Here is a 26,957-nt window from a genome sequence, read left to right as displayed (position 1 = left end):
CCTAATGTTTGCAGCATCATTCGAGAATCAGAGGTGTCTATGAGTCACTCATCCGCTCCCGAAAGGGAAAATGGTGCCGTTATTACAGACTGGCGACCAGAGGATCCGGCGTTCTGGCAACAGCGCGGCCATCGTGTAGCAAGTCGTAATCTATGGATTTCCGTTCCGTGCCTGCTGTTAGCGTTTTGCGTATGGATGTTGTTTAGTGCAGTTGCGGTAAATCTGCCAAAGGTCGGTTTTACCTTTACGACCGATCAGCTGTTTATGTTGACCGCGCTGCCGTCCCTGTCCGGTGCGTTGCTGCGTGTGCCTTATGCGTTTATGGTGCCGGTGTTTGGCGGACGCCGCTGGACGGCTTTCAGTACCGGCATCATGATCGTGCCGTGCGTGTGGCTCGGTTTTGCGGTGCAGGATACCTCCACGCCGTTTAGCGTGTTTGTGATCATCTCTCTGCTGTGCGGCTTTGCTGGCGCAAACTTTGCCTCCAGCATGGCGAACATCAGCTTCTTCTTCCCAAAAGCGAAGCAGGGTGGTGCGCTGGGGATTAACGGTGGTCTGGGGAACATGGGCGTGAGCGTGATGCAGCTGATTGCCCCGCTGGCGATTTCGGTTTCCATCTTTGCGGCCTTTGGCGGCGGCGGTGTGACCCAGCCGGATGGTTCTTCTCTGTTCCTGCAGAACGCGGCCTGGATTTGGGTGCCGTTCCTGGTGGTCTTCACGCTGGCGGCCTGGTTCTTTATGAACGATTTGTCCGCGTCGAAGGCGTCTCTGAGCGAACAGTTACCGGTCCTGAAACGCGGTCACCTTTGGGTTATGGCGCTGTTGTATCTGGCAACGTTCGGCTCGTTTATCGGGTTCTCTGCGGGTTTCGCCATGCTGTCAAAAACCCAGTTCCCGGACGTGCAGATCCTGCAGTTTGCCTTCTTTGGTCCATTTGTTGGCGCGCTGGCACGTTCTCTTGGCGGGATGATCTCCGACCGTCTGGGCGGGACGCGCGTGACGCTGGTGAACTTCATGGTGATGGCAATCTTCTGCGCGCTGCTGTTCCTGACGCTGCCAGCTAACGGGCAGGGCGGCAACTTTATCGCCTTCTTCAGCGTGTTTATGGTGCTGTTCCTGACGGCCGGGCTGGGAAGTGCCTCCACGTTCCAGATGATCTCCGTCATCTTCCGTAAGCTGACCATGGATCGCGTAAAAGCGCAGGGCGGCACCGAAGAGCAGGCCATGCGTGAAGCGGCGACCGACACCGCTGCTGCACTGGGCTTTATCTCTGCGATTGGCGCAATTGGTGGCTTCTTCATCCCGAAAGCGTTCGGTATCTCACTGGACCTGACCGGCTCTCCGGCAGGGGCCATGAAAGTATTCCTCGTCTTCTATATCGCCTGCGTTGTGATTACGTGGCTGGTATATGGCCGTAATACCAAGAAAAATAAGTAAGTGTGATTATCCGTTTGCGCGGCCTTCGGGCCGCGTTTTTTTTACACTGAAAATAGTTACAACATACTGATGCCGTTTACATCGGCAGCCTGCAGGTAACACTGTGATCGCCATCGCTTTCCAGCGGGGTCTACCCCTTAATACCTGATATGTTAAATTTAGCCCTGCTTTTTGTACGATAAATATAAAATATCTATATTAATCATAGTGATGAGAAATTTACATTTATACCGCTTTGGTGGTATTTGATGTAACCCCCACCTTCACATACCCCGCCAGCCTTGATCGTTATCAATTCTCCTCCGCTTTCAGAGCGTTACCTTCGCAGCAAATCAGCAATGTCGATTTAGAGAGCCACAGGCTCCACACAGGAGATACCCGATGAGCAAATTTTTAGACCGGTTTCGCTACTTCAAGCAGAAGGGCGAGACGTTTGCCGATGGGCACGGTCAGCTTCTGGAGACCAACCGCGACTGGGAAGATGGCTATCGCCAGCGCTGGCAGCATGACAAAGTGGTCCGTTCTACCCACGGCGTCAACTGCACGGGTTCGTGCAGCTGGAAGATTTTCGTCAAGAATGGTCTGGTGACCTGGGAAGTCCAGCAAACCGACTACCCGCGCACGCGTCCAGACCTGCCGAATCATGAACCGCGCGGCTGTCCGCGTGGCGCAAGCTACTCCTGGTATCTCTACAGCGCTAACCGCCTGAAATACCCTCTGATGCGTAAGCGCCTGATGAAAATGTGGCGTGAAGCGAAAGTCCAGCACAGCGATCCGGTTGATGCATGGGCATCCATCATTGAAGATGCCGACAAAGCGAAAAGCTTCAAGCAGGCTCGCGGGCGCGGTGGTTTCGTTCGCTCCTCCTGGAAAGAAGTGAACGAACTGATTGCGGCGTCTAACGTCTACACCGTCAAAACCTACGGCCCGGACCGCGTGGCGGGCTTCTCGCCAATCCCGGCGATGTCGATGGTCTCCTACGCATCTGGCGCGCGCTATCTCTCCCTGATTGGCGGGACCTGCCTGAGCTTCTATGACTGGTACTGCGACCTGCCGCCTGCGTCCCCACAGACCTGGGGCGAGCAGACCGACGTGCCGGAGTCCGCCGACTGGTATAACTCCAGCTACATTCTGGCCTGGGGCTCTAACGTTCCGCAGACCCGTACCCCGGATGCCCACTTCTTTACCGAAGTGCGTTACAAAGGCACTAAAACCGTTGCGATTACCCCTGACTATGCGGAAATAGCCAAGCTGTGCGACCTGTGGCTGGCACCTAAGCAGGGCACCGATGCGGCGATGGCGCTGGCGATGGGCCACGTCATGCTGCGCGAGTTCCACCTGGATAAACCAAGCCAGTACTTCACTGACTACGTGCGTCGCTACACCGATTTCCCGATGCTGGTCATGCTCGAAGAGCGTGATGGCTACTATGCTGCGGGCCGCATGCTGCGCGCCGCTGACCTGGTGGATGCTCTGGGCCAGGAGAATAATCCTGAGTGGAAAACCGTTGCCTGCAACAGCAATGGCGAACTGATTGCGCCAAACGGCTCTATCGGTTTCCGCTGGGGCGAAAAGGGCAAATGGAACCTGGAGCAGCGTAACGGCACGACGGGCGAAGAGACCGAACTGCGCCTGAGCATGCTGGGCAGCCAGGATGAGATCGCAGACGTCGGCTTCCCGTACTTCGGCGGCGAAGGTACCGAGCATTTCAACAAGGTTGAACTGAATAACGTTCTGATGCACAAACTGCCGGTGAAGCGTCTACAGCTCGCCGATGGTTCAACGGCGCTCGTCACCACCGTTTACGATCTCACCATGGCGAACTACGGCCTTGAGCGCGGTCTGAACGACGAAAACTGCGCAACCAGCTATGACGACGTGAAAGCGTACACCCCGGCCTGGGCGGAGCAGATCACCGGCGTGCCGCGCGCGCAGATCACCCGCATCGCGCGTGAGTTCGCGGAAAACGCTGACAAGACTCACGGTCGTTCCATGATCATCGTCGGTGCCGGTCTGAACCACTGGTATCACCTCGATATGAACTACCGCGGCCTGATTAACATGCTGATTTTCTGCGGCTGCGTGGGGCAGAGCGGCGGCGGCTGGGCGCACTATGTTGGCCAGGAAAAACTGCGTCCGCAGACCGGCTGGCAGCCGCTGGCGTTTGCCCTCGACTGGCAGCGTCCGGCACGCCACATGAACAGCACCTCCTACTTCTATAACCACTCCAGCCAGTGGCGCTACGAGACGGTTACCGCAGATGAACTGCTGTCGCCAATGGCGGATAAATCCCGCTACAGCGGTCACCTGATTGACTTCAACGTGCGTGCGGAACGTATGGGCTGGCTGCCGTCGGCTCCGCAGCTGGGCACCAACCCGCTGCGCATTGCGGAAGCGGCGAAGAAGGCAGGCATGACCCCGGTGGACTACACCGTTAAGTCGCTGAAGGAAGGTTCGATTCGCTTTGCGGCGGAACAGCCAGAAAACGGTAAAAACCATCCGCGCAACCTGTTCATCTGGCGCTCAAACCTGCTGGGTTCATCCGGTAAAGGTCACGAGTTCATGCTGAAGTATCTGCTCGGTACGGAACACGGTATTCAGGGCAAAGATCTCGGCAAGCAGGGCGGCGTGAAGCCTGAAGAAGTTGAATGGAAAGATAACGGTCTGGACGGCAAGCTGGATCTGGTGGTGACGCTGGATTTCCGTCTGTCGAGCACCTGCCTGTACTCTGATATCGTTCTGCCGACGGCAACCTGGTATGAAAAAGATGACATGAATACCTCGGATATGCATCCGTTTATTCATCCATTGTCTGCTGCCGTTGACCCGGCGTGGGAATCCAAAAGCGACTGGGAAATCTACAAAGGCATCGCCGAGAAATTCTCTGAAGTCTGCGTGGGGCACCTGGGTAAAGAAACCGACGTGGTGACGCTGCCAATCCAGCACGACTCCGCTGCCGAACTGGCGCAGCCACTGGACGTCAAGGACTGGAAAAAAGGTGAGTGCGATCTGATCCCGGGTGTGACGGCGCCGCACATCATTCCGGTAGAACGTGACTACCCGGCGACCTACGAACGCTTTACCTCTATCGGCCCGCTGATGGAGAAAATCGGCAACGGCGGGAAAGGGATCGCCTGGAACACCCAGAGCGAAATGGACCTGCTGCGTAAGCTCAATTACACCAAAGCAGACGGCCCGGCGAAAGGCCAGCCAATGCTGAACACGGCGATTGATGCCGCAGAGATGATCCTGACCCTGGCACCGGAAACCAACGGCCAGGTCGCAGTAAAAGCCTGGGAAGCGCTGAGTAAAATCACCGGTCGCGACCACAAGCATCTGGCCCTGAACAAAGAAGACGAGAAAATCCGCTTCCGCGATATTCAGGCCCAGCCGCGCAAAATTATCTCCAGCCCGACCTGGTCTGGTCTGGAAGATGAGCACGTCTCCTATAACGCGGGCTACACCAACGTTCACGAGCTGATCCCATGGCGTACCCTGACCGGCCGTCAGTCTCTGTATCAGGATCACCAGTGGATGCGTGATTTCGGTGAGAGCCTGCTGGTTTACCGTCCGCCAATCGACACCCGTTCGGTGAAAGCGGTGATGGGCGAGAAGTCCAACGGTAACCCTGAGAAAGCGCTGAACTTCCTGACGCCGCACCAGAAGTGGGGGATCCACTCCACCTACAGCGACAACCTGCTGATGCTGACGCTGGGTCGCGGCGGTCCGATTGTCTGGATGAGCGAAGCGGATGCCAAAGATCTGGGCATTGTGGATAACGACTGGATCGAAGTCTTCAACAGCAACGGTTCATTGACCGCTCGCGCAGTGGTTAGCCAGCGAGTGCCTGCGGGGATGACCATGATGTACCACGCGCAGGAACGTATCGTGAACATACCTGGCTCAGAAATCACCGAGCAGCGCGGCGGTATTCATAACTCGGTCACCCGTATTACGCCGAAGCCGACCCACATGATCGGTGGCTATGCGCAACTGGCCTACGGCTTTAACTACTACGGCACCGTAGGATCTAACCGCGATGAGTTCGTGGTGGTACGTAAGATGAAGAATATTAACTGGTTAGACGGCGAAGGTAATGACCAGGTACAGGAGAGCGTAAAATGAAAATTCGTTCACAAGTCGGCATGGTGCTGAATCTGGATAAATGCATCGGCTGTCATACCTGCTCAGTCACCTGTAAAAACGTCTGGACCAGCCGTGAAGGTACCGAATATGCCTGGTTCAACAACGTTGAAACCAAGCCAGGCACCGGTTTCCCGACCAACTGGGAAGACCAGGAGAAATACAAGGGCGGCTGGATCCGCAAAATCAACGGCAAAATCCAGCCGCGCATGGGTAACCGTGCCATGCTGCTGGGGAAAATCTTCGCTAACCCGCATCTGCCGGGCATCGACGATTACTACGAGCCGTTTGATTTTGACTATCAGAACCTGCATAACGCCGCAGAAGGTAAACATCAGCCGATTGCGCGCCCTCGCTCCCTGATCACCGGGCAGCGCATGGATAAGATCGAGAAAGGCCCGAACTGGGAAGACGATCTGGGCGGTGAATTCGAGAAGCTGTCGAAAGACAAAAACTTCGAGAATATGCAGAAGGCGATGTACGGCCAGTTCGAGAATACCTTCATGATGTACCTGCCGCGTCTGTGCGAGCACTGCCTTAACCCGGCATGTGTGGCAACCTGCCCGAGCGGTGCCATCTACAAGCGTGAAGAGGACGGCATCGTCCTGATCGACCAGGACAAGTGCCGCGGCTGGCGCATGTGCATCACCGGCTGTCCGTACAAAAAAATCTACTTCAACTGGAAGAGCGGCAAGTCAGAGAAGTGCATCTTCTGCTATCCGCGCATTGAAGCCGGTATGCCGACCGTCTGTTCAGAAAGCTGCGTGGGCCGTATTCGCTACCTCGGCGTGCTGCTGTACGACGCGGACGCGATTGAAACGGCAGCAAGCACCGAAAACGAAAAAGATCTGTACCAGCGTCAGCTGGACGTTTTCCTCGATCCGAACGATCCGAAAGTGATCGAGCAGGCGCTGAAGGACGGCGTGCCGCAGAGCGTGATCGACGCGGCGCAGCAGTCTCCGGTGTACAAAATGGCGATGGACTGGAAGCTGGCCCTGCCGCTGCATCCTGAATATCGTACGCTGCCGATGGTCTGGTACGTGCCGCCGCTGTCTCCGATTCAGTCTGCTGCCGACGCGGGTGAGCTGGGCGGCAACGGCATTCTGCCGGATGTGGAAAGCCTGCGTATTCCGGTTCAGTACCTGGCGAACCTGCTGACCGCAGGCGATACCCAGCCGGTTCTGCTGGCGCTGAAGCGTATGCTGGCAATGCGTCACTTCAAACGTGCAGAGACCGTGGACGGCGTTACCGATACCCGTGCGCTGGAAGAGGTCGGTCTGACCGAAGCACAGGCGCAGGAGATGTACCGCTATCTGGCGATTGCGAACTACGAAGACCGTTTCGTCGTACCGAGCAGCCACCGCGAGCAGGCGCGTGATGCCTTCCCGGAGAAAAACGGATGTGGTTTTAGCTTCGGTGACGGTTGCCACGGCTCAGACACCAAATTCAACCTGTTCAACAGCCGCCGCATCGACGCTATGGATGTGACCAGCAAAACGGAGCCGCACCAATGATTGAACTCGTCATTGTTTCGCGTCTGCTCGAGTACCCGGATGCTGCGCTTGCGCAGCATCAGCAGGAACTCTTTGATGCACTCGCGTCATCTGAAAACCTGGATAAAGAGGATGCCCAGAAGCTGGGCGTTTTCCTCCGCGATTTGTTAGCACGCGATCTCCTGGACGCGCAGGCGGACTACAGCCAGCTGTTTGACCGCGGGCGCGCTACGTCGCTGCTGCTGTTTGAACACGTCCACGGTGAATCCCGCGATCGTGGTCAGGCGATGGTCGACCTGATGTCCCAGTACGAGCAGCACGGCCTGCAGCTCGACAGCCGCGAACTGCCAGACCACCTGCCACTTTACCTGGAATATCTGGCGCAGCTGCCAAAAGAAGAGGCGCTGGGCGGTTTACAGGATATTGCACCGATCCTGGCGCTGCTCGCCGCGCGTCTTCAGCAGCGCGAAAGTGCTTATGCGGTGCTCTTTGACCTGCTGGTGAAGCTGGCTAACGCCGCCGTTGATAGCGAAAAAGTGGCGGAAAAAATCGCGGATGAAGCTCGCGATGACACCCCGCAGGCGCTTGATGCGGTCTGGGAAGAAGAGCAGGTGAAGTTCTTTGCTGACCAGAACTGCGGCGAGTCTGAAATCTCCGCTCACCAGCGTCGTTTTGCCGGGGCCGTTGCTCCGCAATATTTGAATATCTCTAACGGAGGACGGCAATAATGCACTTCCTGAATATGTTCTTCTTTGACATTTACCCGTATATCGCGGGCACCGTATTCCTGGTGGGAAGCTGGCTGCGTTATGACTATGGCCAGTATACCTGGCGGGCGGCCTCCAGCCAGATGCTGGACCGCAAGGGGATGAACCTCGCCTCAAACCTGTTCCATATCGGGATCCTGGGGATTTTTGCCGGTCACTTCCTGGGTATGCTGACACCGCACTGGATGTACGAAGCCTGGCTGCCGATTGAAGTGAAGCAGAAAATGGCGATGTTTGCGGGCGGTGCCAGCGGCGTGATGTGTCTGGTCGGCGGTCTGCTGCTGCTGAAACGTCGTCTGTTCAGCCCGCGCGTGCGTGCCACCACGACCGCTGCGGACATCCTGATCCTCTCCCTGCTGATGGTGCAGTGTGCGCTGGGTCTGCTGACGATTCCGTTCTCTGCTCAGCATATGGACGGCAGCGAAATGATGAAGCTGGTCGGCTGGGCGCAGTCCGTGGTGACCTTCCACGGCGGCGCTTCTGAACACCTGGACGGCGTGGCCTTTATCTTCCGCGTGCACCTGGTGCTGGGAATGACGCTGTTTGTGCTGTTCCCGTTCTCCCGCCTGGTGCACATCTGGAGCGCGCCGGTAGAGTACCTGACGCGCAAATACCAGATTGTGCGTGCCCGTCGCTAATTCGCCGTTTTGATACCCACCCCGCGCTCGCGGGGTTTTTTTTCGCCCCAGCCCAGGTTGTTGCCCGCTGCGGCAAACAAAATCAGCGCGCCGCCCGCAAGCTGTGTCAGGTTCATCGAGTGTCCGAATACCAGATTATCAACAACAATGGCGACCACCGGATAGATAAACGACAGGGAGCCGGTGACTGGAGTGGGGAGTTTCTGAATGGCGCTATACAGCAACTGGTACATGATGCCGGTATGGACAATGCCCAACGTCAGCAATATCGTCCAGGGGAAATCGCCCGAAAGGGAAGGCATATGCGCCAGCGGAAGAAGCATTACCACCCCAGTCATGACCTGAATAAAGGCGATATGCTGCGGTGCGATGGATTGTAGTTTTCGGGCGATAATGGCAGTCAGCGCGTAAAAGAATGCTGCACTCAGCGACAGCCCGATACCTGCGAGCCATTCACTGCCATGCGTGCCGCTCAGCTCGCTGGAAAGCAATATCACCACGCCGCCGAAGGCGAGGATCAACCAACCCCACTTCACCAGACTGACGCGTTCGCCTAAAAGCATCCCCATCATCACCAGCATAAACGGCTGGGTGTTATAGACCACGGTGGACAGGCCAATCGAGATCCGTTCATAGGCTGCGAAGAGCAGCAGCCAGTTCACCACTAATGCCACGCCGCCAAAAATGGCCAGCAGCAGCGTGGTGCGGGTTAGGGGACTGAAGGGCTTTCGACTTAATCGGATGAACACATAAAGCGTAACCGCGCCGATGACGCAGCGCCAGAACACCACTTCCGTTACCGGCAGACCGGAAAGTAAAACAAACGCACCGATAGAGCCGGAAATTAACATCGCCAGGCTCATTTGCCAGACGCCTTTATGTAAATCACGCATCACCCACCTCCTGATTAGTGACGTTATTGTCGAAAATAGCTGTCAGGTTTTACAGGGGTTAGATAAGGTGGAACAGGTCAATGACTTTTTAAAATTAGGTGAAAGTGATGGAATACCCGCTTGATGATATCGATCGGCAAATATTAGCCTGTCTGGTTGAGGATGCACGTATGTCCCTGAAGGTGCTCAGCGGGCGTATCGGTTTGACGTCACCCAGTACGGCAGAGCGCCTGAAGCGGCTGGAAGAGCGCGGTGTGATTCAGGGGTATGGGGCGCGGGTGAATCTGGTGGCGCTGGGATACACCTTACAGGCGCTGGTGCGCGTGCGCCCATTGCCGGGCCTGTTGCATAAGGTGGATAAGTACATTCAGGCAATGCCGGAGTGTATAGAGAGCGACAAAGTGACTGGCGAGGACTGTTTTGTGATTAGGCTGGTGGTGAGATCGATAGAGCAACTGGATGTGTTGCTGGACGGCCTGGCAGAGCATGCCCAGTGTAATACGTCGATTGTGAAAAGCTCGCCGGTCAGGCGTCGTTTGCCACCGATGTAGCCATCTTTCGCCGGGTGGCGGCTGCGCCTTACCCGGCCTACAAAGGCGGACTCGGTTTTTATGTTGGGGGAAGTGATGGTGGTGGGGGAAGGATTCGAACCTTCGAAGTCGATGACGGCAGATTTACAGTCTGCTCCCTTTGGCCGCTCGGGAACCCCACCAGGGGTAATTCAAATTTTGAGGTAATGCTGAGAGATGGTGGTGGGGGAAGGATTCGAACCTTCGAAGTCGATGACGGCAGATTTACAGTCTGCTCCCTTTGGCCGCTCGGGAACCCCACCACGGGGTAATGCTTTTTATTGGCCTGCTTCCTGTTGGAAGCGGGGCGCATCATATCAAATGAGACGCCCCTGTAAAGCATTCCTTTAGGGAAATGACGCTGTTTGCCTGCTTTTTATCCGCAAAGGTGCAAAGCTAATCAATTCATTTTCCGAAAGATTAAAGAATGATGGTTCTGTTGCCGTAAACGAAGACGCGTTGGGCAAGCACCTGATACAACGCACGGCTTAAGACGTTTTTCTCTACGTCGCGCCCAGCGCGCATCATGTCTTCCGCGGTATAGGTGTGATCCACATGAATCACGTCCTGCATGATGATGGGACCTTCATCCAGGTTGTCATTTACGTAGTGGGCCGTCGCACCGATGATCTTCACGCCGCGCTCGTACGCCTGGTGGTACGGGCGCGCGCCGATAAAGGCGGGAAGGAACGAGTGGTGGATGTTGATAATCTTGTTCGGGAAACGCGCCACGAAGGAGGGGGTTAACACGCGCATGTATTTCGCCAGCACCACGTAGTCTGGATTATGCGCTTCAATCGCCTGCGCCATCAGATCGTCGTGCTCTTCACGGGTATGACCTTCGTGGCTAACCAGTTCAAACGGAATATCAAACCGCTCGACCAGCGTACGCAGCGTCTCGTGGTTGCCGATAACAGCGGCAATTTCGACATCAAGACCGCCGTAGTTGGCTTTCATCAGCAGGTCGCCCAGGCAGTGTGCCTCTTTGGTCACCAGGATCACAATGCGACGACGGCCAGCAGGCGTCAGCTCACGCACGGAACCTTCCGGCAGGGCGCTATCCAGATCGGCAAGCAGGGTCGTGTCGTTGAAAATACCTTCAAGCTCGGTGCGCATAAAGAAGCGACCGGTACGGTGGTCAACGAACTCGTTGTTCTGCACGATATTCAGTTCATGTTTGTAACAAATGTTGGTAATTCGTGCGATCAGCCCTTTTTGATCGGGACAGATGGTGCGCAGAACTTTACGTTGTAGTGATTGCATCGCCGGGAAATCCTGTTTGTGTATTTGCGAAGTCTGGGTTGTCAGGCACTACTGCCCGCAACACTTTTTAAATTTTTTACCTGAACCGCAAGGGCAGGGATCGTTACGACCGAATTGGGGGCGCGTTCCGTCAATATAATACCATTGCCCGCTTTCCTTTAAGAAACGGGAACGTTCAATAATGGCGCCGGGTTTGTGCTGCTCGGTAAAACGGGCAACAAAACTCACGTAACCCTCGTTTTCATCACGACCGGGGGCTGAATCAAAGACCGTGAGACCGAGCCAGTGGGTATTGGCGAAGCCCGCTTCAATGTCTTGCTGAAAATCAGCTGCATGGCAAGTGGGGTGCCAGGTCTTGACTAAATAATCTGCGTCTTTGATCACAAAAGCAGTATACCGCGAACGCATCAGGTGTGACGGGTCTGGAGCAACCTGCTCGCCAGTAAGATATCGCTGGCAACATAGGCTATACTCCAGAGCGCTACCACAGGGGCAGAGTTGAGACACGATTCTCTTCCTGGAACAAAAAATAAGGGCGTTTAACGCTTAGGGTAGCACTATGTTAACTGAGCTGTTGCGTTGACGCTATGTTGGGGATCCAGTGGAAGTAAAACAGGGCTAATGAGAAAAGTAAAAATTGGACTGGCGTTAGGCTCAGGTGCAGCCCGAGGCTGGTCGCATATTGGCGTTATCAACGCCTTGAAACAGATGGGTATTGACGTTGATATCGTTGCAAGCTGTTCGATTGGTTCGCTGGTCGGGTCAGCATATGCCTGCGGTAAACTACCAGAGCTTGAGAGATGGGTGCGTTCCTTCAGCTACTGGGATGTGCTGCGTCTGATGGATCTCTCCTGGCAGCGTGGCGGCCTGCTGCGCGGCGAGCGCGTGTTTAATCAGTTCCGTCAGATTATGCCTCTTGATGACTTTACCCACTGCCAGTTGCCGTTTGGCGCGGTGGCCACGAATCTCAGTACAGGACGTGAGCTGTGGCTCACCGAAGGCGATCTTCATCTTGCTGTCCGTGCGTCCTGCAGCATGCCGGGATTAATGGCTCCTGTGCCCCATAACGGCTACTGGCTGGTCGATGGCGGGGTAGTAAACCCGGTTCCCGTATCCCTGACGCGTGCCATGGGGGCGGATATTGTGATTGCCGTGGACTTGCAACATGATGCCCACCTGATGCAGCAAGACCTCATGCCCGTTAATCTTCAAAGTGATGATGCCGAAGGTGAGAAGCTCGCCTGGCATGCGCGTTTGCGCGGAAGGATTGGCCGCCTGACAGCTCGCCGAGCAGTAACGGCACCCACCGCCCTGGAAATAATGACCACGTCCATTCAGGTACTTGAGAATCGCCTGAAGCGAAACCGTATGGCTGGCGATCCTCCCGATATTCTGATTCAACCCTATTGTCCTCAAATCTCTACCCTTGATTTCCATAGAGCTGAGGCCGCGATTTCAGCGGGTTCCTTAGCCGTCGAAAAGAAAATAGATGAATTGTTGCCATTTGTGCGAACAGCACTTTAAGCATCCTTTATTTGATTACTTCAGCAAAATCTGACAGGCGATAGTCCCAATAGCATGCCACTATTGAGTAACTGTCAGCCAGGGGAGGAACCATGACGCAGCCATTGGTCGGAAAACACATTTTAATCGTTGAAGACGAGCCCGTTTTCCGCTCTTTGCTGGATTCGTGGTTATCCTCACTGGGTGCGGATACTTCTCTTGCCGAGGACGGCATCGACGCGCTGGAGAAAATGACCTCTATTGCGCCGGACTTGATGATCTGCGACATCGCGATGCCGCGAATGAATGGCCTGAAACTGGTTGAGCATCTTCGCAATGAAGGAAACCAGATGCCTGTACTGGTGATCTCTGCGACGGAGAATATGGCGGATATCGCGAAAGCTCTACGTCTGGGGGTACAGGATATTCTGCTGAAGCCCGTCAAGGATTTGAATCGTCTGCGTGAGACGGTGCTCGCTTGCCTTTATCCCAACATGTTCAATTCCCGCGTTGAGGAAGAAGAGCGTCTGTTTCAGGACTGGGATGCGTTGGTCAGTAATCCCCTTGCCGCAGCCAAATTGTTACAAGAGCTTCAGCCGCCGGTACAACAAACGCTTTCCCATTGCCGGATAAATTATCGACAACTCGTGGCGGCAGATCAGCATGGTCTGGTGCTCGATATTGCGCCGTTATCCGATTCCGATCTTGCCTTTTATTGTCTGGACGTGACCCGGGCAGGTGACAATGGTGTTTTAGCCGCATTGTTACTTCGTGCGCTATTTAATGGATTATTGCAGGAGCAGTTATCCCATCAGGGACAGCGGCTTCCTGAGTTAGGCAGTTTGCTTAAACAAGTAAATCAACTTTTCCGCCAGGCTAATTTGCCTGGGCAGTTTCCGCTTCTCGTTGGTTATTATCACAGCGGACTCAAAAATCTGATTCTTGTCTCTGCGGGTTTAAACGCTTCTCTGAATACTGGGGAGCATCATATTCAGGTGAGTAACGGCGTACCGCTGGGAACACTGGGGACGGCTTACCTCAATCAAATTAGCCATCGCTGTTCCTCCTGGCAGTGCCAAATTTGGGGTGCAGGCGGGCGGTTGCGCTTAATGTTGTCCACGGAATAAGCAGTTGAGTTTTATTCTTGAGATTGCTTTTCCAGTGTTTAGTTGGCGGTGCTACTATCGCTGCCAGATTCATGCGTATTTATCCTAATTGATCGGCTACGCGTTCATTTCAGACCCGTACTAAAGGCTGAGGCTGATATACTCAACGCGTTATTTAATGCATAAAAGTTCAAAACTTGAACAGCTCAGGAGAATTTGAATGGCTGCCCTAAATTCGAAAGTCAGAAAGGCCGTCATCCCGGTAGCGGGATTGGGGACCAGGATGTTACCAGCAACGAAGGCAATCCCTAAAGAGATGCTGCCTTTAGTTGATAAGCCATTAATCCAGTACGTCGTTAATGAATGTATCGCGGCAGGGATTACTGAGATTGTGCTGGTTACGCATTCATCTAAAAACTCTATCGAAAACCATTTTGATACAAGTTTTGAACTTGAAGCGATGCTGGAAAAACGTGTTAAGCGCCAGCTGTTAGCGGAAGTTCAGTCTATTTGTCCTCCACACGTCACCATTATGCAGGTTCGTCAGGGGCTGGCGAAAGGTCTGGGTCATGCTGTGCTGTGTGCACACCCGGTTGTGGGTGATGAGCCGGTCGCTGTTATTCTGCCGGATGTTATTCTGGACGAATTTGAATCAGATCTGTCTCAGGATAACCTGGCTGAGATGATCAAGCGCTTCGACGAAACCGGCAGCAGCCAGATCATGGTTGAGCCTGTAGAAGACGTTACTGCTTATGGTGTTGTGGACTGCAAGGGCGTTAACCTGGAGCCTGGCGAAAGCGTTCCGATGGTGGGTGTCGTTGAGAAACCAAAAGCGGACGTCGCGCCATCTAATCTGGCGGTTGTAGGTCGTTATGTATTGAGTGCTGAGATTTGGCCGCTGCTGGCAAAAACGCCTCCGGGAGCTGGCGATGAAATCCAGTTGACCGATGGCATCGATATGCTGATCGAAAAAGAAACCGTAGAAGCTTACCATATGAAAGGTAAGAGCCATGACTGCGGTAATAAACTCGGTTATATGCAGGCATTCGTTGAATATGGTATTCGCCACAATACGCTGGGCGAAGAGTTTAAAGCCTGGCTCAAAGAAAACGTGGGTATTAAGAAATAGCCTGATACTCAGTTGTACAAGACCGGTGTGGCGATGCCCACCGGTTTTTTTATGTCCATAACGAGGCTCAGTGGCCGCTGGAGAGGGATTGTAAAAGACATTAAATAGTCTGTGGCGACATATGACAGAGTGTAAAGGGTTGCTCAGCGGAATTTCGCGTAAAAAAAATCCCGCATTTAGCGGGATTTTTGCAAATAGATTCAGATTAATCCTTGATCAGGAAGTCATCCAGTTGTTTACCCTGCTCATCCATTGCTTTCTTGATAACAGCTGGAGTACGACCCTGGCCGGTCCAGGTTTTCTCTTCGCCGTTCTCATCAATGTAGCTATATTTAGCTGGACGAGCAGCGCGTTTTGCTTTGGTACCGGTTTTAGCCGCAGCCATGCTGTTCAGCAATTCGTTTGGATCGATACCATCTGCAATCAGCATTTCGCGATATTGCTGCAGTTTACGAGTGCGTTCTTCGATTTCAGCAGCAGCTGCGCTTTCTTCTTCACGACGCTCATTAACTACAACTTCTAATTTTTCCAGCATTTCTTCAAGCGTTTCGAGGGTACATTCTCTTGCCTGCGCACGAAGAGTACGGATGTTGTTCAGAATTTTAAGTGCTTCGCTCATTGTAGTAATCTCAAACTTATAATGGGGGGTGGTTTGTTGTCCTAATAATAGAGCGATAAATTGAGTTGTGCAATAGGTGGGAATGTAAGGAATTCAAAAAATACGAAATCGTCGTCGCTATTATTAATTACGCTAACTTAAATTTCGCCGTTTGTCTGGTCTGATGATTTCACGTCGAACGGCAAAAACCAGCGGTAAGCATGTTTGATTTTGTGACATTTCCCTCAGGAATTATAGTTGCGGCTGATAAATATCAGCCTTTTGTATTACTTCAGGGACACGCGACTAAGACAAGAATAGTTAATAAATAGTGAATTTTAATGAACGTAGATTCCAGTATAAAAAGAAGTGTTATGTTTGGCTGCATATGTTGCTTATTGGCAGCCCGGTAAGCGTTTAATGTATGTTTTAACGCATTATTTTCTAAAACTACCGAGGGTTAATCACGGGTTAAGCGGCATAGTCTGTGCGGTGTATCGCTGATGACGGGACAAAATATGGTACAATGATTCATCGGGAATATTACACATTGATTAGGGTTCTTCGGCCAATGGCACAACTTTATTTCTACTATTCGGCAATGAATGCAGGGAAATCGACGGCGTTACTGCAATCCTCATACAATTATCAAGAGCGGGGGATGCGCACCGTTGTATACACCGCTGAAATCGACGATCGCTTTGGTGCAGGGAAGGTAAGCTCAAGAATAGGACTTTCGTCGCCAGCAAGGCTGTATAACCCGCAAACGGATTTACTGGATGATATCCGCACTGAACATGCCGCTAAGCCCATCCATTGTGTTCTGGTAGATGAAAGCCAGTTCCTGACGCGTGAACAGGTTCATGCGCTTTCTGACGTCGTTGACGAACTGGATATTCCCGTACTCTGTTATGGTCTACGTACCGATTTTCGCGGTGAGTTATTTGCTGGCAGCCAGTATTTGCTCGCATGGTCGGATAAGCTCGTTGAGCTGAAGACTATCTGTTTCTGCGGCCGTAAAGCCAGTATGGTGCTTCGTCTCGACCAATCGGGGAAACCCTACGCGGATGGCGAGCAGGTCGTTATAGGGGGCAATGAGCGCTATGTATCGGTCTGCCGCAAGCACTATAAAGAAGCACTTGTTGTAGGTTCACTGACGGCTATCCAGAGTGATAATCGGAAATAGGTCTGAACAGATTTCTTTGCTGATCGGCAGACATAAAAAAACCCGCCATTGGCGGGTTTTTTATTAGGCTGTCAATTAAGCGCTTTTCTTCGCTTTTTTGTCAGCTTTAACAACAGGCGCTTCAACTTTTGCAGCGACAGTGTCATTTTCTTTGAACTCGCGACCGTAGTAGGTATCCAGCAGAATCTGTTTCAGCTCGGAGATCAGTGGGTAGCGCGGGTTAGCACCCGTACACTGGTCATCAAATGCGTCTTCAGACAGCTTATCTACGTGAGCGAGGAAGTCAGCTTCCTGAACGCCTGCTTCACGGATAGATTTAGGAATACCCAGCTCAGCTTTGATGCTGTCCAGCCATGCCAGCAGTTTCTCAATCTTCGCAGCAGTGCGGTCACCCGGTGCGCTCAGACCAAGGTGGTCAGCGATTTCAGCGTAACGACGACGTGCTTGTGGGCGGTCGTACTGGCTGAATGCAGTCTGCTTGGTTGGGTTGTCGTTCGCGTTATAACGGATAACGTTGCTAATCAACAGGGCGTTCGCCAGACCGTGAGGAATGTGGAACTGAGAACCCAGTTTGTGTGCCATGGAGTGACAAACACCCAGGAAGGCGTTCGCAAACGCGATACCTGCGATGGTTGCAGCACTGTGTACACGCTCACGCGCTACCGGGTTTTTTGCCCCTTCGTTGTAAGAGGCTGGCAGGTTCTCTTTCAGCAGTTTCAGAGCTTGCAGAGCCTGACCGTCGGAGAATTCAGACGCCAGTACAGACACATAAGCTTCCAGGGCGTGAGTCACGGCATCCAGACCACCGAAGGCACACAGTGATTTCGGCATATCCATAACCAGGTTGGCATCAACGATAGCCATATCTGGAGTCAGCGCGTAGTCAGCCAGTGGGTATTTCTGACCTGTTGCATCATCAGTTACAACCGCAAACGGCGTCACTTCTGAACCGGTACCGGAAGTGGTGGTGACAGCGATCATTTTCGCTTTCACGCCCATTTTCGGGAACTTGTAGATACGTTTACGGATATCCATAAAGCGCAGTGCCAGCTCTTCGAAGTGGGTTTCCGGATGCTCGTACATGACCCACATGATTTTCGCGGCGTCCATTGGGGAACCGCCACCCAGTGCGATAATCACATCTGGTTTGAAGGAGTTTGCCAGTTCAGCACCTTTACGAACAACGCTCAGGGTTGGGTCAGCTTCAACTTCAAAGAAGACTTCAGTTTCAACGCCAGAGGCTTTCAGCACAGAGGTGATCTGATCTGCGTAGCCGTTGTTGAACAGGAAACGGTCAGTCACGATGAGCGCACGTTTGTGGCCATCAGTAATCACTTCATCCAGCGCGATTGGCAGAGAGCCACGGCGGAAGTAGATAGATTTCGGAAGTTTGTGCCACAACATGTTTTCAGCTCGCTTAGCAACGGTTTTCTTGTTGATCAGGTGTTTTGGACCAACGTTTTCAGAGATGGAGTTACCACCCCAGGAACCACAACCCAGAGTCAGGGAAGGTGCGAGTTTAAAGTTGTACAGGTCACCGATACCACCCTGAGAAGCAGGGGTGTTGATCAGGATACGTGCAGTTTTCATCTTCTGACCGAAGTGAGCAACACGTTCTGGCTGGTTATCCTGGTCAGTGTACAGGCAAGAGGTGTGACCGATACCGCCCATGGCAACCAGTTTCTCTGCTTTCTCAACCGCGTCATCGAAATCTTTCGCACGGTACATTGCCAGAGTTGGAGACAGTTTTTCGTGAGCGAACGGTTCGCTTTCATCGACAACTTTCACTTCACCAATCAGGATCTTGGTTGTTGCCGGAACGGTGAAGCCTGCCAGCTCAGCAATTTTGTATGCTGGTTGACCTACGATAGCAGCATTCAGTGCGCCATTTTTCAGGATGATGTCCTGAACGGCTTTCAGCTCTTTACCCTGCAGCAGGTAGCCGCCGTGGCTTGCGAAACGTTCGCGCACGGCATCGTATACGGAATCAACAACCACAACAGACTGCTCGGACGCACAGATCACGCCGTTGTCGAAGGTTTTTGACATCAGTACAGACGCAACGGCACGTTTGATATCCGCCGTTTCGTCGATAACAACAGGGGTGTTACCTGCGCCTACGCCGATGGCTGGTTTACCGGAGCTGTACGCGGCTTTAACCATACCAGGACCACCGGTCGCCAGAATCAGGTTAATGTCCGGGTGATGCATCAGTGCATTGGACAGTTCAACAGACGGCTGATCAATCCAGCCAATCAAATCTTTTGGTGCGCCAGCGGCAATTGCAGCCTGCAGAACGATATCTGCTGCTTTGTTGGTCGCGTCTTTTGCACGTGGGTGCGGGGAGAAGATGATTGCGTTACGGGTCTTCAGGCTGATCAGTGATTTGAAGATAGCAGTAGACGTTGGGTTAGTGGTTGGAACGATACCGCAAATGATGCCGATAGGTTCTGCAATAGTGATGGTACCAAAAGTGTCGTCTTCAGACAGCACGCCACAGGTTTTCTCATCTTTATAGGCGTTGTAGATATACTCTGAAGCAAAGTGGTTTTTGATCACTTTATCTTCAACGATACCCATACCGGATTCGGCAACGGCCATTTTAGCGAGAGGGATTCGAGCATCTGCAGCAGCCAGTGCGGCCGCGCGGAAGATTTTATCAACCTGTTCTTGGGTGAAATTGGCATATTCACGCTGGGCTTTTTTAACGCGCTCGACGAGTGCGTTCAGTTCAGCGATATTAGTAACAGCCATAATGCTCTCCTGATAATGTTTAAACTCTTTTAGTAAACCAGCGCTCGATACGTCACACAGTATAGTCAGACCCGATACCACTTGCGTAACACACAGTAAAACAAGGGCTTACTTCTTGCTCCAGTTCACTAATTTACTAAAAGAGCCTTACCTTAGCATCATACCTTTTTGATAGGTGATCTCCCTGGCGGCGTAATCAGATTACTCACTTCTGAGTACGGAAATCATGATCTGCATCAATTTTTCCCTAAGCTGATACCTTTCAGCAGCCTATTTCGCCAAGAATTTTCCACTGTTAAATAATTACGTAACTATTGGAAGTGACGCTATCATTGATTCTACAAATGTTTAACATCATGAAATGATAACGTTTTGGCACAGATTTCTGGTGAAGAATGCTGCAAAAAAGCGTATCTTCAGCGCGGTTTTATCATGACATATTTTCTGTCCCTGAACATGCTCATTAGCGGAGCTAAATGTGATTCAAACGCTCTTTGATTTCCCTACATATTTTAAGTTTTTTATTGGTTTGTTTGCACTGGTGAACCCAGTGGGGATTATTCCTGTCTTCATCAGTATGACCAGCTACCAGACAGCCGTTGCCAGAAATAAAACCAACCTGACGGCAAACTTATCGGTAGCGATTATTCTGCTGACGTCGCTTTACCTGGGTGACGCCATTCTGCAGTTATTCGGTATCTCTATTGATTCCTTCCGTATTGCGGGCGGGATCCTGGTTGTCACCATCGCCATGTCGATGATCAGCGGTAAGCTGGGTGAGGATAAACAGAACAAACAGGAGAAATCAGAAACGGCGGTCCGTGAAAGTATCGGTGTCGTTCCGTTGGCCTTGCCGCTGATGGCGGGTCCGGGGGCCATTAGCTCGACGATAGTGTGGGGGACGCGCTATCACAGTCTGATGCACCTGATCGGTTTTTCCGTGGCGATTGCGCTTTTCGCGCTCTGCTGTTGGGGCGTATTCCGCATGGCCCCCTGGCTGGTGCGGCTGTTAGGGCAAACAGGCATCAACGTTATTACCCGTATCATGGGTCTGCTACTGATGGCGTTGGGTATTGAGTTTATCGTTACCGGCATTAAAAGCATTTTCCCCGGGTTATTGCATTAAAACTTCATATGAAAGGACGGAGCCAGGGGCTCCGTTTTTTTACGTCATTATCAGCAAATCATATAATAAAGTTGAAATGTGAACATGACATAATAAATTCTACTAATAATTTACTTTACTTGTATTTCAACGAGTTAATTCTTTCTTACCCACCCGCCTGCACATAAATCCTTCGAATGCTCTGTTATTTTACTCACATGATAGTCTGGGGCTTGCTGAGTGATATCCGAAATGATATTAGTAATTTCAATGCTCCCCTAGAAGAATGTGCTAAATAATAACCAGTTGTTAAATTTTTGTGCAAAATCTGACTAAGGTGACGCAGCGAAGTGCGTGCAGAGAAGATTTTTTACATCTTATTGAATATACATTGATTTTTTGATAACTGCTGTCCGGTAAGACGATTTTCAGAGAAGCTGCATCCTTCGTAAAAGAGAATTGCTTAACAAATTTGCAAAATGTATTGGCGGGTGTTTGCGCCATTTGATACTTTCCGGCCTTATATTTTGCAGAATTAAACAAGTAGATGAGAATTATTTTCATATAGTTTCGTCTCAGAAATCCATAACACGTCGCAGACGGGGCGGCGTGTTAAGAATCGACGCAAGACGGCCATACGAGCGGTCAGTAATAAAAAAGTCGGTGATAGCAAGAAGTAGAAAAAAGAACCTGGCAGCAGCATAAAAAAACTCCTGCGCTGTACAGGCCCCAAAAGGGGATTACACAGCTGGCGAAGGCCAGTAATTATAATGAGTGGAGTACCAACACAATGACCATCATCACAAAAAAAAATCTGGTAGCGGCGGGGATTTTAACTGCGCTAATCGCGGGCAACGCAATGGCTGCGGATGTGCCTGCAGGGGTGCAACTGGCTGAAAAACAGACGCTGGTGCGTAACAACGGTGCGGAAGTTCAGTCTCTGGACCCGCACAAAATTGAAGGGGTTCCTGAGTCGAACGTTAACCGCGATCTGTTCGAAGGTCTGCTGGTCACTGACGTAGACGGCCACCCGGCTCCGGGCGTGGCTGAGAAATGGGAAAACAAAGATTTCAAAGTCTGGACCTTCCATCTGCGTAAAGATGCTAAATGGTCCGACGGCACTCCGGTCACCGCCGAAGATTTCGTGTATAGCTGGCAGCGCCTGGCGAATCCAAATACCGCCTCTCCGTATGCGAGCTATCTGCAGTATGGTCACATCGCCAATATTGATGACATTATCGCAGGCAAAAAACCTGTTACCGATCTGGGCGTAAAAGCCATTGATGCTAATACCTTTGAAGTGACGTTGAGCGAACCTGTTCCGTACTTCTATAAGCTGCTTGTTCACCCGTCCGTCTCCCCGGTACCAAAATCCGCCGTGGAGAAATTTGGTGAGAAATGGACGCAGCCAGCCAATATCGTGACCAACGGTGCTTATAAGCTGAAAGACTGGGTGGTCAACGAACGTATGGTTCTGGAGCGTAACCCGCAGTATTGGGACAACGCGAAAACCGTGATCAATCAGGTGACTTACCTGCCAATTTCTTCTGAAGTGACAGACGTTAACCGCTACCGCAGCGGCGAGATCGACATGACCTATAACAACATGCCGATTGAACTGTTCCAGAAACTGAAAAAAGAGATCCCGAAAGAAGTTCACGTCGATCCGTACCTGTGCACGTACTACTACGAAATTAACAACCAGAAAGCACCGTTCACCGACGTGCGCGTTCGTACCGCGCTGAAGCTGGCGCTGGATCGCGATATCATTGTTAACAAGGTGAAAAACCAGGGCGATCTGCCCGCTTACAGCTACACTCCGCCTTACACCGACGGTATGAAACTGGTTGAACCTGAGTGGTTCAAATGGTCACAGGAAAAACGTAACGAAGAAGCCAAAAAACTGTTGGCAGAAGCAGGGTATACCGCCGACAAGCCTCTGACGTTTAACCTGCTGTACAACACGTCAGATCTGCATAAAAAACTGGCTATTGCCGTCGCGTCCATCTGGAAGAAAAACCTGGGGGCGAACGTCAAACTGGAAAACCAGGAGTGGAAAACCTTCCTCGATACCCGTCATCAGGGCACGTTCGACGTGGCACGTGCTGGCTGGTGTGCGGACTACAACGAACCGACATCCTTCCTGAACACGATGCTCAGTGACAGTTCGAATAACACTGCACACTATAAGAGCCCGGCTTTCGACAAGATTATCGGCGATACGCTGAAAGTGACTGACGATGCGCAACGTGCAGAGCTGTACGCGAAATCAGAAGAACAACTCGATAAAGACTCGGCAATTGTACCGGTTTACTACTACGTGAACGCCCGTCTGGTGAAACCGTGGGTAGGGGGTTATACCGGTAAAGACCCGTTGGATAATATTTCTGTTAAGAATCTTTATATTATCAAGCATTAATGGCAATGAGTGGGGCGAGGGTACTCGCCCCACGGTGTCTAACCAACGTCACATAATATAGGCACACGCCAGAAGGTACGGGCAATGTTGAAATTTATCCTACGTCGCTGTCTTGAAGCGATTCCAACGCTATTTATTCTCATCACGATTTCCTTCTTCATGATGCGTCTTGCACCGGGAAGCCCTTTTACCGGTGAACGTACGCTGCCGCCAGAAGTCATGGCCAACATTGAAGCGAAATACCATCTGAACGATCCTATCTCTACCCAGTACTTCAACTATCTGAAGCAGCTGGCACACGGGGATTTTGGGCCGTCATTCAAATATAAAGACTACTCCGTTAACGACCTGGTGGCGTCAAGCTTCCCGGTATCGGCTAAATTGGGTGCTGCAGCATTCCTGCTTGCCGTCGTTCTCGGGGTGGCTGCGGGCGTTATCGCCGCCTTAAAACAAAATACCAAATGGGATTATGCCGTCATGGGGGTCGCAATGACCGGGGTGGTTATCCCAAGCTTCGTTGTCGCACCGTTGCTGGTCATGATATTTGCCATCACGCTGAAATGGCTGCCCGGCGGCGGCTGGAACGGTGGGGCGCTGCAGTTCATGATACTGCCAATGGTGGCATTGTCATTGGCGTACATCGCCAGTATCGCGCGTATCACGCGCGGGTCGATGATTGAGGTTCTGCACTCAAACTTTATTCGTACCGCGCGCGCGAAAGGCTTACCGATGCGCCGGATTATTTTACGGCATGCGCTGAAGCCTGCGCTGTTACCCGTCCTGTCTTACCTGGGGCCAGCTTTCGTTGGCATCATTACGGGGTCAATGGTTATCGAAACCATATACGGCCTGCCGGGCATTGGTCAGCTGTTTGTTAATGGTGCGCTTAACCGTGACTACTCGCTGGTGCTGAGCCTGACGATTTTGGTTGGTGCGCTGACCATTCTGTTTAACGCCATTGTCGATGTGCTGTACGCCGTTATCGACCCTAAAATCCGTTACTAACTGGAGCACGCCATGATGTTGAGTAAGAAAAACAGCGAGGCGCTGGAAAACTTCAGTGAAAAACTGGAAGTCGAAGGCCGTAGCCTCTGGCAGGATGCGCGTCGCCGCTTTATGCACAACCGTGCTGCGGTCGCCAGCCTGGTCGTACTGGTGATCATTGCCCTGTTTGTGACGCTGGCACCGATGCTGTCGCAATTCACCTATTTCGATACGGACTGGGGCATGATGTCCAGTGCGCCAGATATGGAGTCCGGGCACTATTTCGGTACCGACTCATCCGGTCGTGACCTGCTGGTACGCGTGGCAATCGGTGGCCGCATTTCGTTGATGGTCGGTATTGCTGCCGCGCTGGTGGCGGTGATCCTCGGCACGCTCTACGGATCGCTTTCCGGTTATCTCGGCGGGAAAGTGGACTCCGTCATGATGCGTCTGCTGGAAATCCTCAACTCCTTCCCGTTCATGTTCTTCGTGATCCTGCTGGTGACCTTCTTTGGTCAGAACATCCTGTTGATTTTCGTGGCCATCGGGATGGTGTCCTGGCTGGATATGGCGCGTATCGTGCGTGGTCAAACGCTGAGCCTTAAGCGCAAAGAGTTTATCGAAGCGGCACAGGTGGGTGGGGTATCGACCGGTAATATCGTGGTTCGCCACATTGTGCCGAACGTTCTGGGCGTGGTGGTGGTGTATGCCTCACTGCTGGTGCCGAGCATGATCCTGTTCGAATCCTTCCTGAGCTTCCTGGGGCTGGGCACGCAAGAGCCGCTGAGTAGCTGGGGCGCGTTGTTGAGTGACGGTGCAAACTCGATGGAAGTTTCACCGTGGTTGCTGCTGTATCCGGCGGGCTTCCTGGTTGTCACCCTGTTTTGTTTCAACTTTATCGGCGATGGCCTGCGTGATGCCCTCGACCCGAAAGACCGTTAAGGAGCGCCGTCATGACGATTATTGAAACGGCCACTGCGCCAAAGGCGCAACAGCAGAGCAATATGCTGCTGGATGTAAACGATCTACGTGTCACCTTTAAAACGCCGGATGGTGATGTAACCGCCGTAAACGACCTTAATTTTAACCTGCGCGCCGGTGAAACGCTGGGGATCGTGGGGGAATCTGGCTCCGGTAAATCTCAAACCGCGTTTGCGCTGATGGGCCTGCTGGCGTCTAACGGCGTGATTGGTGGTTCTGCGAAATTCAACGGTCGTGAAATCCTCAACCTGCCGGAACACGAGCTGAATAAGCTTCGTGCCGAGCAGATTTCGATGATTTTCCAGGACCCAATGACCTCTTTAAATCCGTACATGCGCGTCGGCGAACAGTTGATGGAAGTGCTGATGCTGCACAAAGGTATGGGTAAAGCGGAAGCCTTTGAAGAGTCGGTAAAAATGCTGGATGCGGTAAAAATGCCGGAAGCGCGCAAGCGCATGCGCATGTTCCCGCACGAATTCTCTGGCGGTATGCGTCAGCGCGTGATGATTGCGATGGCGCTGCTTTGCCGGCCAAAACTGCTGATTGCAGATGAGCCGACCACTGCGCTGGATGTGACCGTTCAGGCACAGATCATGACCCTGTTGAACGAGCTTAAGCGGGAATTCAACACGGCAATTATCATGATCACCCATGACCTGGGCGTGGTTGCGGGTATCTGCGACAAAGTGCTGGTGATGTATGCCGGTCGTACCATGGAGTACGGTCAGGCGCGTGATGTCTTCTATCAGCCTGCACATCCGTATTCTATCGGCCTGCTGAATGCGGTACCGCGTCTGGATGCCGAAGGTGAATCCCTGCTGACGATCCCGGGTAACCCGCCAAACCTGCTGCGTTTACCAAAAGGTTGTCCATTCCAGCCACGTTGTCCGCATGCGATGGAGATTTGTAATAGCGCTCCGCCGCTGGAAGAGTTTGCACCAGGCCGCCTGCGCGCCTGCTTTAAGTCGCATGAGGAGCTGGTATGAACGCATTAGATGAAAAAAGAAATGTGCTGCTCGAAATTGCCGATCTTAAAGTCCATTTCGATATCAAAGACGGCAAACAGTGGTTCTGGCAGCCGCCTAAAACCCTCAAAGCCGTTGATGGCGTAACGCTTCGCCTGTACGAGGGCGAAACGCTGGGCGTGGTGGGTGAGTCTGGCTGCGGGAAGTCCACTTTTGCCCGTGCCATTATCGGTCTGGTGAAAGCCACCGACGGCAAAGTGGCCTGGCTGGGCAAAGACCTGCTGGGGATGAAACCCGACGAGTGGCGCGAGGTGCGCAGCGATATCCAGATGATTTTCCAGGACCCGCTAGCGTCACTGAACCCGCGTATGACCATCGGCGAGATTATTGCCGAGCCGCTGCGAACCTATCATCCGAAAATGTCGCGTCAGGAAGTGCGCGATCGCGTTAAGGCGATGATGATGAAAGTCGGCCTGTTGCCTAACCTCATCAACCGCTATCCGCATGAATTCTCGGGCGGTCAGTGCCAGCGTATTGGTATTGCCCGTGCGCTGATCCTCGAACCGAAGCTGATTATTTGCGATGAGCCGGTTTCCGCGCTGGACGTGTCCATTCAGGCACAGGTGGTTAACCTGCTGCAGAAGCTGCAGCGTGAAATGGGGCTCTCGCTGATCTTCATCGCTCACGATCTGGCCGTGGTGAAGCACATTTCAGACCGTGTACTGGTGATGTATCTGGGGCACGCGGTGGAATTGGGCACCTATGACGAGGTGTACCACAACCCGCTGCATCCTTATACCAAAGCGCTGATGTCGGCAGTGCCGATCCCCGACCCGGATCTTGAAAAAAATAAAACCATTCAGCTGCTGGAAGGGGAGTTGCCTTCGCCGATTAATCCGCCGTCCGGCTGCGTATTCCGCACGCGCTGTCCGATGGCCGGTCCGGAATGTGCAAAAACACGACCGGTGCTGGAGGGCAGTTTCCGACATGCGGTTTCCTGCCTTAAAGTAGACCCGTTATAATC

21 protein-coding genes and 2 tRNA genes are annotated in these 26,957 nt (G+C 52.5%); 16 read left to right on the top strand and 7 right to left on the bottom strand.

The features are described 5' to 3' along the window. The first annotated feature begins 39 nt into the window (after positions 1 to 39). From N2K86_RS12280 to narI, 5 genes are all read left to right on the top strand, one after another. Complete coding sequence (locus N2K86_RS12280; protein ID WP_260658780.1) at positions 40 to 1,437, top strand: NarK family nitrate/nitrite MFS transporter; 1,398 nt, start codon at positions 40 to 42, stop codon at positions 1,435 to 1,437. Positions 1,438 to 1,818: 381 nt separating this feature from the next. Next, positions 1,819 to 5,562, top strand: coding sequence for a nitrate reductase subunit alpha (locus N2K86_RS12275; RefSeq protein WP_260658779.1), 3,744 nt, complete (start codon positions 1,819 to 1,821; stop codon positions 5,560 to 5,562). Continuing rightward, a complete protein-coding gene (gene narH, locus N2K86_RS12270) occupies positions 5,559 to 7,094 on the top strand; it encodes a nitrate reductase subunit beta (RefSeq protein WP_108417808.1) in 1,536 nt (511 codons plus the stop codon). The genes N2K86_RS12275 and narH overlap by 4 nt, the downstream gene beginning before the upstream one ends. Then, positions 7,091 to 7,801 (top strand): nitrate reductase molybdenum cofactor assembly chaperone, encoded by a 711-nt coding sequence (gene narJ / locus N2K86_RS12265; RefSeq protein ID WP_260658778.1) that lies wholly within the window; start codon positions 7,091 to 7,093, stop codon positions 7,799 to 7,801. The genes narH and narJ overlap by 4 nt, the downstream gene beginning before the upstream one ends. Continuing rightward, positions 7,801 to 8,478 (top strand): respiratory nitrate reductase subunit gamma, encoded by a 678-nt coding sequence (narI, locus tag N2K86_RS12260; RefSeq protein ID WP_010432973.1) that lies wholly within the window; start codon positions 7,801 to 7,803, stop codon positions 8,476 to 8,478. Before narJ ends, narI begins: the two co-directional genes overlap by 1 nt. Here the strand turns inward: narI and N2K86_RS12255 are convergent. Further along, complete coding sequence (locus tag N2K86_RS12255; protein WP_260658777.1) at positions 8,475 to 9,371, bottom strand: DMT family transporter; 897 nt, start codon at positions 9,369 to 9,371, stop codon at positions 8,475 to 8,477. The genes narI and N2K86_RS12255 overlap by 4 nt on opposite strands. A gap of 107 nt (positions 9,372 to 9,478) precedes the next feature. On the opposite strand from N2K86_RS12255, the gene N2K86_RS12250 reads away from it, so the two are divergent. After that, positions 9,479 to 9,922 (top strand): Lrp/AsnC family transcriptional regulator, encoded by a 444-nt coding sequence (locus tag N2K86_RS12250; RefSeq protein WP_260658776.1) that lies wholly within the window; start codon positions 9,479 to 9,481, stop codon positions 9,920 to 9,922. Between the two features lie 76 nt (positions 9,923 to 9,998). On the opposite strand, the gene N2K86_RS12245 is transcribed toward N2K86_RS12250, so the two are convergent. The 4 genes from N2K86_RS12245 to N2K86_RS12230 form a co-directional block, all read right to left on the bottom strand. Then, positions 9,999 to 10,083 (bottom strand) — tRNA-Tyr (locus N2K86_RS12245). 35 nt (positions 10,084 to 10,118) lie between these two features. Further along, positions 10,119 to 10,203, bottom strand: a tRNA-Tyr gene (locus tag N2K86_RS12240). A gap of 157 nt (positions 10,204 to 10,360) precedes the next feature. After that, a complete protein-coding gene (gene purU, locus N2K86_RS12235; protein ID WP_023312104.1) occupies positions 10,361 to 11,203 on the bottom strand; it encodes a formyltetrahydrofolate deformylase in 843 nt (280 codons plus the stop codon). A gap of 48 nt (positions 11,204 to 11,251) precedes the next feature. Continuing rightward, positions 11,252 to 11,710: a YchJ family protein gene (locus tag N2K86_RS12230; protein WP_071985429.1), complete on the bottom strand. Its 459-nt coding sequence runs from the start codon at positions 11,708 to 11,710 to the stop codon at positions 11,252 to 11,254. A 114-nt stretch (positions 11,711 to 11,824) separates the two neighbouring features. Between N2K86_RS12230 and rssA the strand changes: the two genes are divergently transcribed. From rssA to galU, 3 genes are all read left to right on the top strand, one after another. Next, a complete protein-coding gene (gene rssA, locus N2K86_RS12225) occupies positions 11,825 to 12,727 on the top strand; it encodes a patatin-like phospholipase RssA (protein WP_260658775.1) in 903 nt (300 codons plus the stop codon). Positions 12,728 to 12,819: 92 nt separating this feature from the next. Next, on the top strand, positions 12,820 to 13,833 hold the full coding sequence (gene rssB / locus N2K86_RS12220; protein ID WP_042716774.1) for a two-component system response regulator RssB: 1,014 nt from the start codon (positions 12,820 to 12,822) through the stop codon (positions 13,831 to 13,833). A gap of 199 nt (positions 13,834 to 14,032) precedes the next feature. Then, a complete protein-coding gene (gene galU, locus N2K86_RS12215) occupies positions 14,033 to 14,941 on the top strand; it encodes a UTP--glucose-1-phosphate uridylyltransferase GalU (protein ID WP_010432990.1) in 909 nt (302 codons plus the stop codon). Between the two features lie 205 nt (positions 14,942 to 15,146). Here galU and hns read toward each other — a convergent pair whose 3' ends face one another. After that, entirely contained in the window at positions 15,147 to 15,560 is a 414-nt protein-coding gene (gene hns / locus N2K86_RS12210; protein WP_003856724.1) for a histone-like nucleoid-structuring protein H-NS, read from the bottom strand. Between the two features lie 550 nt (positions 15,561 to 16,110). On the opposite strand from hns, the gene tdk reads away from it, so the two are divergent. After that, positions 16,111 to 16,725, top strand: a complete 615-nt coding sequence (gene tdk, locus N2K86_RS12205; RefSeq protein ID WP_100166114.1) for a thymidine kinase — start codon at positions 16,111 to 16,113, stop codon at positions 16,723 to 16,725. Between the two features lie 75 nt (positions 16,726 to 16,800). On the opposite strand, the gene adhE is transcribed toward tdk, so the two are convergent. Beyond that, positions 16,801 to 19,479 (bottom strand): bifunctional acetaldehyde-CoA/alcohol dehydrogenase, encoded by a 2,679-nt coding sequence (gene adhE, locus N2K86_RS12200; protein ID WP_100166115.1) that lies wholly within the window; start codon positions 19,477 to 19,479, stop codon positions 16,801 to 16,803. 478 nt (positions 19,480 to 19,957) lie between these two features. On the opposite strand from adhE, the gene N2K86_RS12195 reads away from it, so the two are divergent. The 6 genes from N2K86_RS12195 (at position 19,958) to oppF (ending at position 26,955) form a co-directional block, all read left to right on the top strand. Further along, a complete protein-coding gene (locus tag N2K86_RS12195; RefSeq protein ID WP_010433000.1) occupies positions 19,958 to 20,605 on the top strand; it encodes a YchE family NAAT transporter in 648 nt (215 codons plus the stop codon). Positions 20,606 to 21,374: 769 nt separating this feature from the next. Beyond that, the gene (gene oppA, locus N2K86_RS12190; protein ID WP_010433002.1) at positions 21,375 to 23,003 is read left to right on the top strand and encodes an oligopeptide ABC transporter substrate-binding protein OppA; all 1,629 of its coding nucleotides are present in this window, start codon (positions 21,375 to 21,377) and stop codon (positions 23,001 to 23,003) included. Positions 23,004 to 23,087: 84 nt separating this feature from the next. Beyond that, complete coding sequence (gene oppB, locus N2K86_RS12185) at positions 23,088 to 24,008, top strand: oligopeptide ABC transporter permease OppB (protein WP_089599049.1); 921 nt, start codon at positions 23,088 to 23,090, stop codon at positions 24,006 to 24,008. 12 nt (positions 24,009 to 24,020) lie between these two features. After that, on the top strand, positions 24,021 to 24,929 hold the full coding sequence (oppC, locus tag N2K86_RS12180; RefSeq protein ID WP_047348245.1) for an oligopeptide ABC transporter permease OppC: 909 nt from the start codon (positions 24,021 to 24,023) through the stop codon (positions 24,927 to 24,929). An 11-nt stretch (positions 24,930 to 24,940) separates the two neighbouring features. Continuing rightward, positions 24,941 to 25,954, top strand: a complete 1,014-nt coding sequence (locus N2K86_RS12175; protein ID WP_260658774.1) for an ABC transporter ATP-binding protein — start codon at positions 24,941 to 24,943, stop codon at positions 25,952 to 25,954. Beyond that, positions 25,951 to 26,955 carry a murein tripeptide/oligopeptide ABC transporter ATP binding protein OppF gene (gene oppF / locus N2K86_RS12170; protein WP_248191015.1) on the top strand — a complete coding sequence of 335 codons (1,005 nt, stop codon included), beginning with the start codon at positions 25,951 to 25,953 and terminating at the stop codon, positions 26,953 to 26,955. The genes N2K86_RS12175 and oppF overlap by 4 nt, the downstream gene beginning before the upstream one ends. The last annotated feature ends 2 nt before the right edge of the window (positions 26,956 to 26,957 follow it).

The sequence above is a fragment of the Enterobacter mori genome, from assembly GCF_025244905.1.
Lineage (GTDB): Bacteria > Pseudomonadota > Gammaproteobacteria > Enterobacterales > Enterobacteriaceae > Enterobacter > Enterobacter mori_A.
The sequence above is the reverse complement of the archived record's forward strand: the minus strand, read 5'-3'. Positions and strand labels throughout refer to the sequence as shown.